The sequence below is a fragment of the Hydrogenophaga sp. IBVHS2 genome (genome assembly GCF_002127215.1).
Taxonomy (GTDB): domain Bacteria; phylum Pseudomonadota; class Gammaproteobacteria; order Burkholderiales; family Burkholderiaceae_C; genus Hydrogenophaga.
The window spans coordinates 77,285-93,278 of record NZ_NFUT01000001.1; the positions used below are offsets into that span (position 1 = coordinate 77,285).

Annotated in this window: 16 protein-coding genes; 12 read left to right on the top strand and 4 right to left on the bottom strand. The window is 71.2% G+C overall.

The features are described from left to right. The first annotated feature begins 7 nt into the window (after positions 1 to 7). The 6 genes from CAP38_RS00410 (at position 8) to CAP38_RS00435 (ending at position 6,279) form a co-directional block, all read left to right on the top strand. Positions 8 to 391 carry a response regulator gene (locus CAP38_RS00410; RefSeq protein ID WP_086118928.1) on the top strand — a complete coding sequence of 128 codons (384 nt, stop codon included), beginning with the start codon at positions 8 to 10 and terminating at the stop codon, positions 389 to 391. Further along, the gene (locus CAP38_RS00415) at positions 388 to 1,761 is read left to right on the top strand and encodes a CHASE3 domain-containing protein (protein ID WP_086118929.1); all 1,374 of its coding nucleotides are present in this window, start codon (positions 388 to 390) and stop codon (positions 1,759 to 1,761) included. Before CAP38_RS00410 ends, CAP38_RS00415 begins: the two co-directional genes overlap by 4 nt. Positions 1,762 to 1,849: 88 nt before the next feature. Beyond that, the gene (gene pyk / locus CAP38_RS00420; RefSeq protein WP_086118930.1) at positions 1,850 to 3,283 is read left to right on the top strand and encodes a pyruvate kinase; all 1,434 of its coding nucleotides are present in this window, start codon (positions 1,850 to 1,852) and stop codon (positions 3,281 to 3,283) included. 75 nt (positions 3,284 to 3,358) lie between these two features. Beyond that, positions 3,359 to 4,255, top strand: a complete 897-nt coding sequence (locus tag CAP38_RS00425; RefSeq protein ID WP_086118931.1) for an alpha/beta hydrolase — start codon at positions 3,359 to 3,361, stop codon at positions 4,253 to 4,255. Between the two features lie 48 nt (positions 4,256 to 4,303). After that, on the top strand, positions 4,304 to 5,368 hold the full coding sequence (fba, locus tag CAP38_RS00430; RefSeq protein ID WP_086118932.1) for a class II fructose-bisphosphate aldolase: 1,065 nt from the start codon (positions 4,304 to 4,306) through the stop codon (positions 5,366 to 5,368). 2 nt (positions 5,369 to 5,370) lie between these two features. Next, positions 5,371 to 6,279 carry a phosphoribosylaminoimidazolesuccinocarboxamide synthase gene (locus tag CAP38_RS00435; RefSeq protein ID WP_086118933.1) on the top strand — a complete coding sequence of 303 codons (909 nt, stop codon included), beginning with the start codon at positions 5,371 to 5,373 and terminating at the stop codon, positions 6,277 to 6,279. A 21-nt stretch (positions 6,280 to 6,300) separates the two neighbouring features. On the opposite strand, the gene trxA is transcribed toward CAP38_RS00435, so the two are convergent. Beyond that, positions 6,301 to 7,209: a thioredoxin gene (gene trxA / locus CAP38_RS00440; RefSeq protein WP_086118934.1), complete on the bottom strand. Its 909-nt coding sequence runs from the start codon at positions 7,207 to 7,209 to the stop codon at positions 6,301 to 6,303. Positions 7,210 to 7,300: 91 nt separating this feature from the next. On the opposite strand from trxA, the gene purE reads away from it, so the two are divergent. Genes purE through CAP38_RS00455 form a run of 3 tightly spaced genes read left to right on the top strand, consistent with a single transcriptional unit; the run spans position 7,301 to position 10,065 of the window. Continuing rightward, on the top strand, positions 7,301 to 7,789 hold the full coding sequence (gene purE, locus CAP38_RS00445; RefSeq protein WP_086118935.1) for a 5-(carboxyamino)imidazole ribonucleotide mutase: 489 nt from the start codon (positions 7,301 to 7,303) through the stop codon (positions 7,787 to 7,789). Positions 7,790 to 7,796: 7 nt separating this feature from the next. After that, positions 7,797 to 9,032 (top strand): 5-(carboxyamino)imidazole ribonucleotide synthase, encoded by a 1,236-nt coding sequence (locus CAP38_RS00450; RefSeq protein WP_086118936.1) that lies wholly within the window; start codon positions 7,797 to 7,799, stop codon positions 9,030 to 9,032. Between the two features lie 25 nt (positions 9,033 to 9,057). Continuing rightward, positions 9,058 to 10,065, top strand: coding sequence for an L-threonylcarbamoyladenylate synthase (locus CAP38_RS00455; RefSeq protein ID WP_086119687.1), 1,008 nt, complete (start codon positions 9,058 to 9,060; stop codon positions 10,063 to 10,065). 12 nt (positions 10,066 to 10,077) lie between these two features. Here CAP38_RS00455 and CAP38_RS00460 read toward each other — a convergent pair whose 3' ends face one another. Beyond that, positions 10,078 to 11,199: an SGNH/GDSL hydrolase family protein gene (locus CAP38_RS00460; RefSeq protein ID WP_086118937.1), complete on the bottom strand. Its 1,122-nt coding sequence runs from the start codon at positions 11,197 to 11,199 to the stop codon at positions 10,078 to 10,080. Positions 11,200 to 11,348: 149 nt separating this feature from the next. Further along, entirely contained in the window at positions 11,349 to 12,782 is a 1,434-nt protein-coding gene (dacB, locus tag CAP38_RS00465) for a D-alanyl-D-alanine carboxypeptidase/D-alanyl-D-alanine-endopeptidase (RefSeq protein ID WP_256924158.1), read from the bottom strand. A gap of 117 nt (positions 12,783 to 12,899) precedes the next feature. Between dacB and tsaB the strand changes: the two genes are divergently transcribed. The 3 genes from tsaB to CAP38_RS00480 all read left to right on the top strand — a co-directional run bounded on the left by tsaB (position 12,900) and on the right by CAP38_RS00480 (position 15,078). After that, positions 12,900 to 13,661 (top strand): tRNA (adenosine(37)-N6)-threonylcarbamoyltransferase complex dimerization subunit type 1 TsaB, encoded by a 762-nt coding sequence (gene tsaB / locus CAP38_RS00470; RefSeq protein ID WP_086118938.1) that lies wholly within the window; start codon positions 12,900 to 12,902, stop codon positions 13,659 to 13,661. A gap of 113 nt (positions 13,662 to 13,774) precedes the next feature. Then, the gene (rimI, locus tag CAP38_RS00475) at positions 13,775 to 14,269 is read left to right on the top strand and encodes a ribosomal protein S18-alanine N-acetyltransferase (protein ID WP_256924267.1); all 495 of its coding nucleotides are present in this window, start codon (positions 13,775 to 13,777) and stop codon (positions 14,267 to 14,269) included. Beyond that, on the top strand, positions 14,266 to 15,078 hold the full coding sequence (locus CAP38_RS00480; RefSeq protein WP_086118940.1) for a uracil-DNA glycosylase family protein: 813 nt from the start codon (positions 14,266 to 14,268) through the stop codon (positions 15,076 to 15,078). Before rimI ends, CAP38_RS00480 begins: the two co-directional genes overlap by 4 nt. Here the strand turns inward: CAP38_RS00480 and CAP38_RS00485 are convergent. Continuing rightward, a complete protein-coding gene (locus tag CAP38_RS00485; protein WP_086118941.1) occupies positions 15,063 to 15,959 on the bottom strand; it encodes a DMT family transporter in 897 nt (298 codons plus the stop codon). The genes CAP38_RS00480 and CAP38_RS00485 overlap by 16 nt on opposite strands. Positions 15,960 to 15,994 lie beyond the last annotated feature (35 nt).

The window sequence follows — 15,994 nt, forward strand, 5'->3', positions numbered from 1 at the left end:
CCGCCCCGTGAAGCCGCTGCGCACCTTTCTGGTCGAGGACAACCCGGTCATCAGCCGGCACCTGGTCTCCACGTTGCAGGAGCTCAGCCCGGTGCAGGTGATCGGGCAGGCGCGCAGCGAATCGCAGGCGGTGGCCTGGCTGATGCAGCCGCCGCCCTGCGACCTGATGATCATCGACATCGTGCTGGCCAGCGGCTCGGGACTGGGCGTGCTGCAGGCCGCGCGCGACTGCGCCAGCCCGACGCGCCGCGTGGTGCTCACCAACCACGCCACACCGGCCCTGCGCCAGCGCTGCCTGGCCCTGGGTGCGGAGCGGGTGTTCGACAAATCGTGCGAACTCGAGGCCCTGATCGCCTGGTGCGCCGAACTGGGCCACACTCGCGCCCCATGACCCCTGCAACCCCGTCCACCCCGCGCCGCCCGGTGCTGCGCCGGGCCGGCCCCTGGCGCACGCCACTGGCCATCGCACTGGCCCTGCTGCTGGGCATCGGCATGCTGGCCGGCACCGAACTGACCTACCGCCGCGCGCTCGATTCGCTCGTCAGCCTGGGGGGCCGGGACTCGGCGCGCAATGCGGCCCAGACCGTGGTGCGCAGCCTGCTCGACATGGAGTCCGCGCAGCGCGGCTACCTGCTCACCGGCCGGCCGCAGTACCTGGAGCCCTACAAGGCGGCCGGCCAGGAGCTCGACAACGCGGTGCGCCGTCTGCGCGAGCACCACCGCAACGACCCCGAGCTGCTGGCGCTGGTGGAACGCCTGAACGAACGGGCGCTGGAGAAGGTGTCGGAGATCGCCGAGACGGTGGGCCTGTTCGACGCAGGCGCCCACGGCAGCTGGCAGGGACTCATGATGACCGACATCGGTCGCGAGAAGATGGAGGCGGTGCGCCGCGCCACCGACGTGCTGATCGGCACCGAGGAGCGCCGCATCGCCGGCGAGCGCGCCGCCGTCTACCGCACGCTGGAGATCGGCCGCTGGACCGTGCACGCCCTGGCCCTGCTGAGCCTGCTGGCCTATGCCTTCTTCCTGCGCAAGAACTCGGCGCTGCAGCGCAGCCAGGTGCGCCATGCCGAGCAGCTGCAGACCGAGCGCGACTCGCTGGAGCACCAGGTGGGCCAACGCACCACCGCGCTGCGCCAGCTCGCCGGGCATGTGGTGCGCACCCGCGAGAACGAACGCGCGCATGTGGCACGCGAACTGCACGACGAGATGGGCGGCCTGCTCACCGCCATGAAGCTGGAGATCGCGCGGCTGCGGCGGGTGCCGGACCTGCCGGCCACCGGACTGGAGCGCATCGACGGCATCGAGGACCGGCTCAACGAGGGCATTGCGGTCAAGCGCCGCATCGTCGAGAACCTGCGTCCGTCGGCCCTGGACCAGCTGGGCCTGCTGCCGGCACTCGAAGGCCTGTGCGACGACGCCGCCGCCGGCCTGGGCGTGCCGGTGCATGCCCGCCTGCAGCCGGTGGCCCTGACCGCGGATGCCGAACTCACCGTGTACCGGCTGGTGCAGGAATCGCTGACCAATGTGCGCAAGTACGCCCAAGCGCGCGAGGTGTGGGTCAGCGTGATCCCCGAGGGCGGGCGGGTGCAGGTGGCGGTGCAGGACGATGGCCAGGGCTTCGACCCCGACGCCGTGCCGCCCGGCCACCACGGGCTGCTGGGCATGCGGGTGCGGGTGGAGTCGCACGGTGGCGAACTGAGCATCGACAGCAGCCCGGGGCGCGGCACGCGGGTTGAAGCGGTGCTGCCCACCGCCTGAGGACGATCCGGGTTGGTAACCGGGCGGTACCCGGATGCCCCGATAATTGAAACCCGGTTACATGAACACCCCTCAGGAGACAAGCCCGATGCCTTTGCGCGCCACCAAGATCGTTGCCACCCTCGGCCCTGCGTCCAGCGACCCCGCCCTGCTCGAAGCCATGATCCGCGCCGGCGTGAACGTGGTGCGCCTGAACTTCTCGCACGGCAAGGCCGAGGACCACATCGAGCGGGCCCGGCTGGTGCGCGAAGCGGCCCAACGCGCCGGTCGCGAGGTCGGCATCATGGCCGACCTGCAGGGACCCAAGATCCGCGTCGGCAAGTTTGCGCAAGGCAAGGTGATGCTGCAGGCCGGTCAGCCGTTCGTGCTGGACGCCTCGCGCACCGAACCGGGTGACGACAACGGCGTCGGTCTGGACTACAAGGAACTGCCGCGCGACGTGCGCCCCGGCGACACCCTGCTGCTCAACGACGGCCTGATCGTCATGAAGGTGGAGAAGGTGGTGGGCCCGGCGGTCCACACCACGGTGACCATGGGCGGCGAGCTGTCCAACAACAAGGGCATCAACAAGCAGGGCGGCGGCCTGACCGCACCCGCCCTGACCGCCAAGGACATGGACGACATCAAGACCGCCATGGGCCTGCAGGCCGACTATGTGGCGGTGAGTTTCCCCAAGAGCGCCACCGACATGGAGCTGGCGCGCCAGCTGTGCAATGTGGCGGCCGCCAGCACCGGCCACAAGCCGGGCCTGATCGCCAAGATCGAGCGCGCCGAAGCCATTCCTGAACTCGCCAGCATCCTCAAGGTGTCCGACGGCATCATGGTGGCGCGTGGCGACCTGGCGGTGGAGGTGGGCAACGCCGCCGTGCCGGCGCTGCAGAAGCACATGATCAAGCTGGCCCGCGAGATGGACAAGGTGGTCATCACCGCCACCCAGATGATGGAGAGCATGATCCAGAACCCGGTGCCCACCCGGGCCGAGGTCAGCGACGTGGCCAACGCGGTGCTCGACGGCACGGACGCCGTCATGCTCAGTGCCGAGACCGCGGCCGGCAAGTACCCGCTGGAGACCGTCAAGGAAATGGCCGCCATCTGCTCCGAAGCCGAGAAGGCCGAGTACCACGAGCTCAGCGCCGACTTCCAGGGCAAGACCTTCAAGCGCATCGACCAGTCCATCGCCATGGGCGCGCTGTTCACCGCCCACCACCTGGGCGCCAAGGCCATCGTGGCCCTGACCGACTCCGGCTCCACCGCGCTGTGGATGAGCCGGCACAACGTGCGCATGCCCATCTATGCCATGACGCCCAACCTCTCCACCCAGCGCCGCATGACGCTGCTGCGCAACGTGCGCCCGCTGCTGATGGACACCAGCGCCGACCGCGACACCGCCCTGGCCGATGCCGAATCGCACCTCAAGGCGCGCGGCATCGTGCAGACCGGCGACGTGTACGCCATCACCGTGGGCGAGCCCATGGGTCAGCCGGGTGGCACCAACACGCTGAAGATCTGCCGCGCCGCCTGAGCCCCCGGCCCGCATCCGGAACCGGGGCCGGTGCGTAGGAATCGCAGAGCCATCCGAACCACCACCCCACCTCCCATGCGAACCCCCGACCTCCCTCCTCGACGCCGCTGGCTGGGCCTGCTGGGCCTGCTCGGCATCACGCCCCTGCTGCAGGCCTGCTCGCCGCTGCGCGTCATCAATGCCACCGTGCCGGGCGACACCCACACGGTGCAGCCCGATCAGGCCTACGGGCCGCTGCCGCGCCAGCAGCTCGATGTCTACCGCCCGGTGGACGCCCGCCCCGACGCCCCGCTGGCGGTGTTCTTCTACGGCGGCAGCTGGAGCAGCGGTGACCGGCGCGATTACCGTTTTGTCGGCGAGGCCCTGGCCTCGCGCGGCATCGTCACCGTGGTGGCCGACTACCGGCTCAGCCCGGAAGTGAGCTACCCCGCCTTCCTCGAAGACTGCGCCCTGGCCGTGAAGTGGGCGCACGACAACGCGGCCCGGCTGGGCGCATCGCGCCGGCGCCTGTTCACCGTGGGCCACAGCGCGGGCGCCTACAACGCCGCCATGATGGCGCTCGATCCGCGCTGGCTGGCTGGCGTGGGGCTGCAGCCCCAGGCACTGGCCGGCTGGGCCGGTCTGGCCGGGCCGTATGACTTCCTGCCCATCGGGCTGTCCGACGTGAAGAAGGCCTTCAACTGGCCGGACACGCCGCCCGACACCCAGCCGCTGTTCCATGTGAAGGCCGGCCCGCCGGTGCCGTCGCATCGGGTGCTGCTGCTGGCCGCGCGCAGCGACATCCTGGTCAATCCCCAGCGCAACACCGTGGCCATGGCCCAGGCGCTGCAGGCGCAGGGTGCACCGGTGGACGTGGAGCTGTTCGACCGGGTCAGCCACACCACCCTGATCGGCGCCATGGCCCGCCCCCTGCGCGGCCTGGCGCCGGTGCTGGACCGGCTGAGCGGCTTCCTGCAGGCCCCTGGCGGCTAAAATCGCGGGTTACACACCGGTTACCAACCCGCACCAGAGGACACCCCCATGGCACTCGTTTCCATGCGCGAACTGCTCGACCACGCCGCCGCCAATGGCTACGGCATCCCGGCCTTCAACGTCAACAACCTGGAACAGGTGCAGGCCGTCATGGCCGCGGCCGACGAGGTGGGTGCCCCGGTCATCCTGCAAGCCAGTGCCGGTGCCCGCAAATACGCCGGTGAGCCCTTCATCAAGCACCTGATCCAGGCCGCCGTGGAGGCCTACCCGCACATCCCCCTGGTGATGCACCAGGACCACGGCACCAGCCCCAAGGTCTGCCAGGGCGCAATCGACCTGGGCTTCGGCTCGGTCATGATGGACGGCTCGCTGATGGAAGACGGCAAGACCCCGGCCAGCTTCGACTACAACGTGGACGTCACCCGCAAGGTGGTGGACATGGCCCACCGGGTGGGCGTGACGGTGGAGGGCGAGCTGGGCTGTCTGGGCAACCTGGAGACCGGTGACGCCGGCGAGGAAGACGGCATCGGCGCGGTGGGCAAGCTCGACCACAGCCAGATGCTGACCGACCCCGAGGAGGCCGCCACCTTCGTCAAGGCCACCCAGCTCGACGCCCTGGCCATTGCCATCGGCACCAGCCACGGCGCCTACAAGTTCAGCCGCAAGCCCACCGGCGACATCCTGGCCATCTCGCGCGTGAAGGAAATCCACGCCCGCATCCCCAACACCCACCTGGTCATGCACGGCTCGTCCAGCGTGCCGCAGGAGCTGCTGGACATCATCAACCAGTACGGCGGCCAGATGAAGCAGACCTACGGGGTGCCCATCGAGGAAATCCAGGAAGCCATCAAGCATGGCGTGCGCAAGATCAACATCGACACCGACATCCGCCTGGCCATGACCGGCGCGGTGCGCAAGTTCCTGGCCGAGAACCCGGACAAGTTCGACGCCCGCGAGTGGCTCAAGCCCGCCCGCGAGGCCGCCAAGCAGGTCTGCAAGGCCCGCTACCTGCAGTTCGGCTGCGAAGGCCAGGCCGGCAAGATCAAGGGCATGAACCTGTCCGTCATGGCCGAGAAGTACGCCCGCGGCGAACTGGCCCAGGTGGTCAACTGAACATGACCGCCGCCCTGCACACCTCCGCCCTCACCTCCCTGCCCCTGCTGGCCCGCGGCAAGGTCCGCGACAACTACGCCGTGGGCAACGACCGCATCCTGATGGTCGCGTCCGACCGCATCAGCGCGTTCGACGTGATCATGGGCGAGCCCATCCCGGGCAAGGGCGCGCTGCTGACGAAGCTCTCGCTGTTCTGGTTCGAGCAGCTCGGACCCCAGGGCCTGAACATCTGCCCGATCCACCTCACCGGCGACGCGCCCGAGAGCGTGGTGTCGGCGGCCGAGGTGCCGCAGGTCAGCGGCCGCTCGATGCTGGTGCAGCGCCTGCGGCCGATCCCGGTGGAAGCGGTGGTGCGCGGGTATCTCGCCGGCAGCGGCTGGAAGGAGTACCAGGACAGCCGCTCGGTCTGCGGCGTGCCGCTGCCCGAGGGCCTGCAGAACGCGTCGCGCCTGCCCGAACCCATCTACACCCCGGCCGCCAAGGCCGAGATGGGCGAGCACGACGAGAACATCACCTTCGAACAGACGGTGGCCATGGTGGGCCTGGACGTGGCCACCCAGATCCGCGACATCGCCCTGCGCCTGTACAAGGCGGCGGCCGAGATCGCGCTGAAGAAGGGCATCATCATTGCCGACACCAAGTTCGAGTTCGGCCTGGACGCGCAGGGCCGCGTGGTGCTGATGGACGAGGTGCTGACCCCCGACAGCTCGCGCTACTGGCCGGTGGAAGGCTATGTGGTGGGCCAGAACCCGCCGAGCTACGACAAGCAGTTCCTGCGCGACTGGCTGGAGACCGCCCAGGTCAACGGCAAGCCCTGGGACAAGACCGCGCCGGCACCGCGCCTGCCGCGCGAGGTGATCGAGAAGACCGCCGCCAAGTACCAGGAAGCCCTGACCCGGCTGGTGGGCTGAAGCAGCAGCCGACCCGGCGGGTCAGCTCAGCACCACCGACGACAGGCGACGCCGGTAGGTCGCCACCGTCGGGTCTTCCGGCGGCACCTGGCCTTCGGCCACCTTGGGCTTGGGCGGCTCGATGACGTCCAGGATGGCGATGAAGGTCTTGCGGGCCTGGTCATCGTTCCAGGCCTTGTCGCGCATCAGGATCTCCAGCAGCTCGTCCATGGCGGCCGTGGGCTGACCATGGGCCCACAGCAGCTGGGCCAGCGCGAATCGGGCGTCGAAGTCGCGCCGGTTGGCCGCGATGCGGGCCTGCAGGGCTTCGGCCCGGGCCTGCGGGTCGGTCACACCGTCCTGCGCATCGCGGGCCTGCATCCAGCGCTGCAGCGCGTCCAGCCGGCGCACGCCGGCCGCTTTGGCGATGACGGGCGCAAAGGCCACCTTGGCGTCGTCGTCCTGGCCCAGCTCCAGCAGCAGCTTGACCAGATCGAACCGGGCATCGTCGTTGGCCGGGTCGGCGGCCACCGCCTGCTGCAGCTTGTCCAGCGCGGCCCCCACGTCGCCTTCGGCCAGCGCATCCATGGCCTCGGCCTCGTCGGCTTCGGCCTGCAGCTCGGCTTCGCCGGGCACATGCTTGTCGAGGAAGGCGCGGATCTGGCCCTCGGGCAGGGCGCCCATGAATCCGTCCACCGGCTGACCGTTCTTGAGCAGCACGCAGGTCGGGATGCTGCGGATGCCGAAGGCACCGGCGAGCTGCTGCTCCTGGTCGGAATCGATCTTCACCAGCTTGAAGCGGCCGGCGTAGGCGGTCTCGAGCTTCTCCAGCAGAGGGCCGATGACCTTGCACGGACCGCACCAGGGGGCCCAGAAATCCACCAGCACCGGGGTGTGCATGGAGGCCTCGATGACCTCGGCTTCAAAGTTGGCGATGGTGACGTCGATCATGGGTGCAGCCGCCCGGTGGCGGGGTGAAACGTAAAATCGCGACTTTACCGGAGCGGACCTCCCGCCCGCCGCTCCTCACGAAAGCCCCAACATGAACCCCATCCAGGTGGGCGTGGTCATGGGTTCCAGCAGCGACTGGGACACCATGCAGCACGCCGTGCAGATCTTGAAGGACTTCGGCGTGCCCCACGAAGCCCGTGTGGTGTCGGCCCACCGCATGCCGGACGACATGTTCGCCTATGCCGAGTCGGCGGCCACCCGGGGCCTGAAGGCCATCATCGCCGGCGCCGGGGGCGCGGCCCACCTGCCCGGCATGATCGCGGCCAAGACGGTGGTGCCGGTGCTCGGCGTGCCGGTGGCCAGCCGCCACCTGCAGGGCGTGGATTCGCTGCACAGCATCGTGCAGATGCCCAAGGGCGTGCCGGTGGCCACCTTCGCCATCGGCGCGGCCGGTGCCGCCAACGCGGCGCTGTTCGCGGTGGCGCTGCTGGCCAGCCACGATCCGGCACTGCGCGAGCAGCTGCTGGCCTTCCGGGCGCGCCAGACGGCCGATGCCCGCGCCATGACCCTTCCCCTCTGAACCCGCCATGATGAAAACCTTGCTCCCCGGCTCCATGTCGGGCACCGGCCAGCAGATGACGCTGGGTGTGATGGGTGGCGGCCAGCTCGGCCGCATGTTCGTGCAGGCGGCCCAGGCCATGGGCTACTTCACCGCCGTCCTGGACCCGGACCCGGCCAGCCCGGCCGGCCTGATCAGCCACTTCCACATCCAGACGCCGTACGACGACGAGCAGGGTCTGGCGCAGCTGATGCAGCGCTGCGAGGCCATCACCACCGAGTTCGAGAACGTGCCGGCCGGCGCCCTGTTCACGCTCGGCGCCCACCGCCCGGTGGCGCCGTCGTCGCAGTGCGTGGCCACCGCCCAGGACCGGGTGCGCGAGAAGGCCCACTTCGTGCGCAGCACGCCCGGCAGCGGTGTGCCCCCCGCCCCCTATGCCGCGATCGACACGCCCGAGCTGCTGGCGGCCGCGCCAGGCGACCTGCTGCCCGGCATCCTCAAGACGGCCCGCATGGGCTACGACGGCAAGGGGCAGATCCGGGTGGCCGACCGCGCGGCGCTGGCCGCCGCCTGGGACCAGCTGGGGCGCGTGCCCTGTGTGCTGGAGAAGCTGCTGCCGCTCAAGGCCGAGTGCTCGGTCATCGTGGCCCGCGGGGCCGACGGCCGCTGCGTCAGCTTCCCGGTGCAGAAGAACACCCACCGCGACGGCATCCTGGCCCTGACCGAGGTCCACGAGGGCGCCCTGGACGCCGCACTGGCGCAGCGCGCCCAGCAGGCCACCATGGCCATTGCCCAGGAGATGGCCTACGTGGGCGTGCTGTGCGTCGAGTTCTTCATCGTCGACGGCCCCGACGGTGCGCCCACCCTGGTGGTCAACGAGATGGCCCCGCGCCCGCACAACAGCGGCCACTACACCCAGGACGCCTGCGACCTGTCGCAGTTCGAGGCCCAGGTGCGTGCCCTGGCCGGCCTGCCGCTGCCCGAGCCGCGCCAGCACAGCCCGGCCATCATGGTCAACCTGCTCGGCGACCTCTGGTTCGAGCCCAACGGCGTGCGCACCCAGCGCAGCGAACAGCCGGTGTCACCGCCCTGGGCCCAGGTGCTGGCCCTGCCCGGCACCCACCTGCACCTGTACGGCAAGCTCAGCGCGCGGCACGGCCGCAAGATGGGTCACCTCAACATCACCGGCGCCAGCGTGGCCGAGGTGCGCGACACCGCCACGAAGGTGCTGGCGCTGCTGGGCCTGCCCGGCCTGGACGCCTGAGGCCGCGCCGTCCGACGACATGCCGCTGCTGCTTGACGCTGCCGACCCGTCGGCCCTGGCCCAGGCCGCACAGCGGCTGGCCGAGGGATCGCTCGTGGGCCTGCCGACCGAGACGGTCTACGGCCTGGGCGCCGATGCCGACAACGCGACGGCGGTGCGTGCGATCTTTGCGGCCAAGGGCCGCCCGGCCGACCACCCGCTGATCGTGCACCTGGCGGCCGGCGACGCGCCCGGCGGCTGGCGCAGCGCGGTCGACCACTACGCCCGCGACCTGCCGCCGTTCGCACTGCGGCTGATGGAGGCCTTCTGGCCCGGACCGCTCACCCTGATCCTGCCGCGCCGCCCGACCGTGGCCGCCGTGGCCGCCGGTGGCCAGGACTCCATCGGCCTGCGCTGCCCGTCGCACCCGGTGGCGCAAGGCCTGCTCAAGGCCGCCGCCGCGCGCGGCGTGCGGGGCGTGGCCGCACCGAGCGCCAACCGCTTTGGCCGGGTCAGTCCCACCACGGCCGCCCATGTGGCCGAGGAATTCACCGCCCTGGACGATGCGTCGCTGCTGATCCTGGATGGCGGCGCGTGTCCGGTGGGCATCGAGTCGACCATCGTCGATGCCTCGCGCGGCCATCCGGTGCTGATGCGCCCCGGGATGATCACGCCCGAACAGCTGCAGGCGGCCTGCGGCCTGCCGGTGCGCCCCCGCGACGACGCAGCGCCGCGCGCCTCCGGCACGCTGGCCTCGCACTACGCCCCCAATGCCAAGGTGCGGCTGATGGACGCGAAGATGCTGCAGACCGCACTTGACGTGCTGGGCAAGGACGCCCGGCACATCGCCGTCTATGCCCGGACCCGCCTGCGAGCCGGACCCGGCGTGGTCCAGCGGGTCATGCCGTCCGACGCCTCGGCCTGCGCGCACGAGCTGTTCGCGGTGCTGCGCGAGCTCGACACCCAGGGTGTGCGGCTGATCTGGGTCGAGACCCCACCACCCCAGGCCGAGTGGGACGGCGTGCGCGACCGCCTGGACCGCGCCGCCGCCTGAGAGCCGCAGCGCTCAGCGCAGGCCGCGAGGCACCTTGGCCATCACGGCGTCCAGCACCGCATCGGCCACCAGCTCGTTGGTTTTCGGCGTGCCGTGGAAGTTGTCCGAGAACACATAGCTGCGCCAGCTATCGTTGCCGAACGATGCATTCAGGCTGGCGGTGGTGCAGGCGGCAATGTTGTAGGCCGGCAGACTGCCGGCCGGCGCCAGGTTGGGGCAGGCCGGTGTGGTCACGTTGGTCAGACCGAACGCCGCAGGCGTGGTCACCCACTGGGTCAGCAGGCGGTTGAAGTCGACGATGGCCACCTGCGGCTTCTTGCCCAGGCGGGCATTCAAGCGGTCGTTGAAGGCCTTCACCCAGGTGCCGGCCAGCCCCTTGACGCCCGCGGCATTGGCCGGCCCGCTCGGCCCCTGGGAGGCGATCAGCTGCAGGGTGACCAGGAAGCGCGGCGTGACAGTGACGTCCGGCACATTGACCACCACCACCCGCAGCGCGCCGCGCCGCAGCGCCTGCTGTTCGACGGTATCGGCCAGCAGATCGGCCAGGCGGGTCATGTACAGCGAGCCGGCCGCCAGCGGGTTGGCCAGATTGGCGCCGACCTCGGCCGGGGTCAGCAGCTCGCCCAGCAGGGCACCGTACGACGCACCGCCGTCGCCGCCAGCGGCCAGCGGCAGGCCCGCCGTGAGGTAAGCGGTCACCAGATCGGCCACGTCGTTGCCACCGCCGTCGACCAGCAGCATTTCGTCGGGCTTGAAGCGCTGCTCGGCCGCCAGCGTCTTGAGCTGCTGCACCACCGACAGGGGCGAGGTGTCGGCCGCTGCGCCGCCGGGCGGGTTGATGCGGGCACCGCCCACGGCGTAGCTGGTGCAACCGGCGGCCTGCGGGTTGAGGACCACGTTGGTGGCCGAGGTGGCCGCATAGCGGGGGCAGAGCGCCGGCGCGTCCACCGCGTCGGCCACCAGGTCGGTCCAGATCGGGTTGCCCTGCACCGTGAACTTGAAGCCGAAGGTGCCGCTGTCGGCCAGGCTGTCGCCCACCACCTTGACCGCCGACACCGAGGGACCGCCGCCGCCACAGGCGGTCAACACGAATGCGGCCATGAGGGCCGCGACGACACCGGAACGCTGGAACATGGGATCTCCCGAAGGCTGGAGGGATGTGGACTTTTTCCGCACGACCGTGCGAAAAATCCCATGCTATGTACACCGATGGGGGTATGTCACCCGGGTTTGTCCGGTCACACGAACGTGATGGCTTGTGATGCAGCCCTATCCCGCCGATGTCAGTCGGGCTGCGCCGCCACCCACTCCACCAGGGCCTCCAGGGCCGGGCGGGCGGCACCCGCGTTGGGGTGGTTGACGAAGCCGACCACCGCATAGCGCCCGCCGTTGGCCGCATTCACATAGCCGGCGATGCCGGTCACGTCGCGCAGGGTGCCGGTCTTGAGGAAGGCATTGCCGTAGGCCGGGCTGCGCGGGTCACGCGCGATGCGCGCGGCCGTGCCGCTCACACCGGCCACCGCCAGCGACTGCACGAAGGGCTGGGCCTGGGCATGGCGGGCCGCGTGGCGCAGCAGCACCGCCAGCGACTCCGGCGTGATGCGCTCGATGCGCGACAGGCCGGAGCCGTTCTCCAGCACCGGCGCGGCGACCTTGGGGCCGAAGGTGCGCTGCCACCACTGGGCCACCACCGCCCGCGCCCGCTCGAAACTGCTGCGCCGGCCGGCCGGCGCGCCGGTCTCGGGCGGCAGCGGCACCTCGCCCAGCGACAGGAACACCTGCTGCGCCATGACGTTGTTGCTCCACTGGTTCACGTCCATCAGGATGTCCGAGAGCGGCAGCGAACGGGCCTCGTGGAGCAGCCGGGCCTGCGGCGGTGTGAGGCCGCTGCGGGTCTGGCCGGTCAGCAGCCCCCCCATCGACCGCCAGGTGCCCTCGAAGGCCCGCGCGGCATAGGTGGCGGGCTGCTGGTAGGCCACCGGCCAGGCCAGCTCGCCGCAGGCCGCCGGGTAGCGGCCGGTGAAGCGGATGCTGTCGGGATCGTCGAAGCGGGCACCCAGGCCGCTGCGCCAGTCGTTGCAGCGACCGGGCGCCAGCGGCACGGTGGCGTCGATGGCCAGCCGGGCCATGGGCGGTTCGCTCACCACCCGGGCCACGCCCGCGGCCGGGTCGGGCTGGAACTTGAGGATGACCGACTTGAAGTTGAACAGCAGCGCGTCCGGGCTGGCGTTGTAGGGCCGCAGGGCCTCGCCGTCAAAGGCGCCGGGGTCGATCTCGGGCAGGTCGAAGGCGCTGTGGTCCAGCACCAGGTCGCCCAGGATGACGCGCACGCCCTGGGCCTGCAGCGCGGCATAGGCTTCCTGCAGGCGCTCGATCACCAGCTTGGGGTCGCCACCGCCACGCACATACAGGTTGCCGCGCAGGGCGCCGTTGTCGACCACCCCGTCGGTGAGGAAGCGGGTGCTCCAGGTGTGCTGGCTGCCCAGCAGGTCCAGTGCGGCATAGGAGGTGACCAGCTTCATCACCGAGGCCGGATTGACCGGCTCGCCGGCCTGGTGGCGCAGGCGCACATCGCCCCGGTCGTCCAGCGCCACCACATAGGCCGACAGGGCCGAGGGCGGCACCTGGGCGCGCTGCAGGGCCCGGCTCACGGCAGCCGGCAGCGGATCGGCCACGACCGGTTTCTGGGCACAGGCCGGCAGGCTGAATGCGCTCAAGGCCAGCAGCCCGGCAGCAATGCGGGATCGGACGGGGACAGCGGGGGTCTGAAGGGGGTATCGGGTCACCGGTCCATTATCGGCCGCCGGTCCGCGACCGTGGCCGATAATTCCCCGATGCCCGCCGCGCTCCCGCCCCGATTCCTGGCCATCGAATGCAGCACCGACACCTTGTCGGTGGCGCTGGGCACCGGGCTGCCGGGCGATCCGGTGGCCGAACACGCCGGGCCGGGCGGCCCCCAGTCGTCCACCACCCTGCTGCCGGCCGTGCAGCGGCTGCTGGACCACGCCGGCTGGCGCCTGCACGACCTGAGCGCCATCGCCTTTGCGCGCGGCCCCGGCTCCTTCACCGGGCTGCGCACCGCCTGCGCGGTGGCCCAGGGTCTGGCCTACGGCACGCGGGGCCCGGATCACCCCGACGGCCTGCCGGTGCTGGCCATCGACACGCTGCAGGTGCTGGCCGAGACCGCCACCCCGGCCGATCACACCGGCCCGGTGGCGGCCCTGCTCGATGCCCGCATGGAGGAACTGTACCTCGCGGTGTGGCAACGCCAGGGTCCGGTCTGGACCGAACGCCAGGCCCCGCGCCTGTGCGCGCCTGCTGCACTGGCCGGCTGGCTGGCCGAAGCCCTGCCCGACGAGCGCCCGCTGCTGGCCGGCAATGTGTTCGGCGCCTACCCCGACGCCCTCGCCCCGCTGCAGACCACCCACCCCACCGCCGTGGCCGTGCCCTCGGCCACCGCCCTGCTGCGGCTGGCCCCGGGTGCCTGGGCGCGCGGGGATGCCGTGCCCGCCCATGCGGCCATGCCCCTGTATGTGCGCGACAAGGTGGCCCGCACCACGGCCGAACGCGAGCAGCCCGCCGGGGTGTCGCCATGAGCCTCGGTGCCGATGTCCTGCCCGGCTGGGCCACCGGCCTGTGGCCGGCACCCGAAGGCGTGCTGGAGGCTTCGGCCACCGACCAGTCGCTGCGCCGCCTGAGCTTCGCGCCGATGACCGCCGACGACCTGGACGCGGTGCATGCGGTGGAGGTCAGCGCCTATGCCCACCCCTGGTCGCGCCGCAACTTCCTGGACTCGCTGCAGTCCGGCCACCCGGCGGTGATGCTGCTGGCCGAACCGCTGCCGCAGGACCGCCACCTGCCCCTGCGCAGCGACGGCCGCCTGCTGCTGGGCTACCTGGTGGCCATGCCGGGCGTGGACGAGGTGCACCTGCTCAACATCACGGTGGCACCGGCCCACCAGCGACAGGGCTGGGCCCGCTTCATGCTGGACGCCCTGGTCCTGTGGTCGCGCGGGCAAGGGGCGCAGTGGCTCTGGCTGGAGGTGCGGCAGAGCAATGCGCCGGCGCGGCGCCTCTACTCCCGCTACGGCTTTGCCGAGGTCGGCCTGCGCCGCGGCTACTACCCCCTGGCCCACCAGCGGCGTGAGGACGCGGTGGTGATGAGCCTGAACCTGGTGGCCCGCCGGGCCAGGGAATCGGCATGAGCTGGGTGCGCGAACTTGACGCCCGCCAGCGCGCCATGCTCGACGAGATGGGCGTGAAGGTCTGGACGCCGCTGCCGACGACCACCCCGGCACCGGCGCCGACCGCCGCTGTGGCGCCGCCCCCGGCCCCTGCAGCGCCCACCGCAGCACCACCCATGCGGGCGCCCGCGGCGGCGGCCGTGGCGGCACCGCCGACCCCGACACACCCCACCCCGGCGCGACCGGTCGACACCTCGGCCGTGGCCTCGCTCGACTGGGACGCCCTGCGCCAGGCCGTGACCGGCTGCCAGGCCTGCGGCCTGTGCCAGAGCCGTCGCCAGACGGTCTTTGGCACCGGGCACGGGCAGGCGCGCTGGATGATCGTGGGCGAAGCCCCCGGCGAGCAGGAGGACCGGCAGGGCGAGCCCTTCGTCGGGCCGGCCGGCCAGCTGCTGGACGCCATGCTGCGCGCCACCGGCCGCGACCGCCGCACCGAGGCCGCCGGCGGGGTCTACATCGCCAACGTGCTCAAGTGCCGGCCGCCGGCCAACCGCAACCCGGCGCCCGACGAGGTGCTGCGCTGCGAGCCTTTCCTGGCGCGGCAGGTGGCGCTGGTGCAGCCGAAACTCATCATGGCCATGGGGCGGTTCGCGGTGCAGTCGCTGCTGCGCACCACCGAGCCCATCGGCAGGCTGCGCGGCCGGGTGCACCGCTACGAAGGCGTGCCGGTGATCGTCACCTACCACCCTGCCTACCTGCTGCGCAACCCGGCGGACAAGGCCAAGGCCTGGGCCGACCTCTGCCTGGCGCTGGATCAGCCGCTGGACTGAGGGCTGGCCGGTGCCGGCCAGAGGACGGTGGCAATCGCCACCATGATCAGGGCCACGGCGGCCCAGTCCTGCCAGTGCAGGGCTTCCTGCAGCAGCACGGCCCCCGCCATCACGCCCAGCACCGGGATCAGCATCACCGACAGGGTGGAGGCAATCGGCGGCAGGTCACGCGCCAGCATCAGCCAGGCCACCTGCGCGAACGCGAACACACCGATGGCGTTGTAGACCACCGCGCCCCACACACCCGGCGTGGGCCAGCCCCACTGGGCGCGCTCGAACAGGATGGAGAGCAGCGTCATCCACAGCGTGGTGACCAGCGTCATCCAGAACGACAGCGCCAGCGTGGGTGCCGGGATGGTGGTGCGGCGCATCATCTGCGTGCCCACCGCCCAGGTGGCGGCGGCCACCAGCATGAGCGCCACGCCCAGCGGGCGGCCGGTGAGCGCAGTGATCTCGTGCCACAGCAGCAGCACCACGCCCAGTGCCGCTGCCGCCACACCGCCCCAGGCGCGCAGCGGCAGCCGCTGGCCGAACCACAGCGCCCCCAGCACCGCCGAGAACACCGGCATGGTGTAGCCCAGGATGGCCGCCCGCCCGCTGGAGAGCGACTGCACCGCCAGGATGGCCAGCACGTGCCACACCAGCATGTTGAACACGGTGAGCCAGGCCAGCTCGCGCCAGTGCTCGCGCCCCACCCGCAGCGGCACGCCGCGCCACAGCACGAAGGCCGCCAGCACCGGCAGGCCCAGCCACATGGACAGGGTGCGGAAGGTCAGCGGCGCATAACCGGTGACCCCGTATTTCATGATGGGCCAGTTGAAGCCCCAGACCACGGTGATGAGGACCAGCAGGAAGACCTGGCGTCGGCTGAGCACGGACATGGGGGCGCAGTGTAGTGGCCCCCTAGAATCGATCG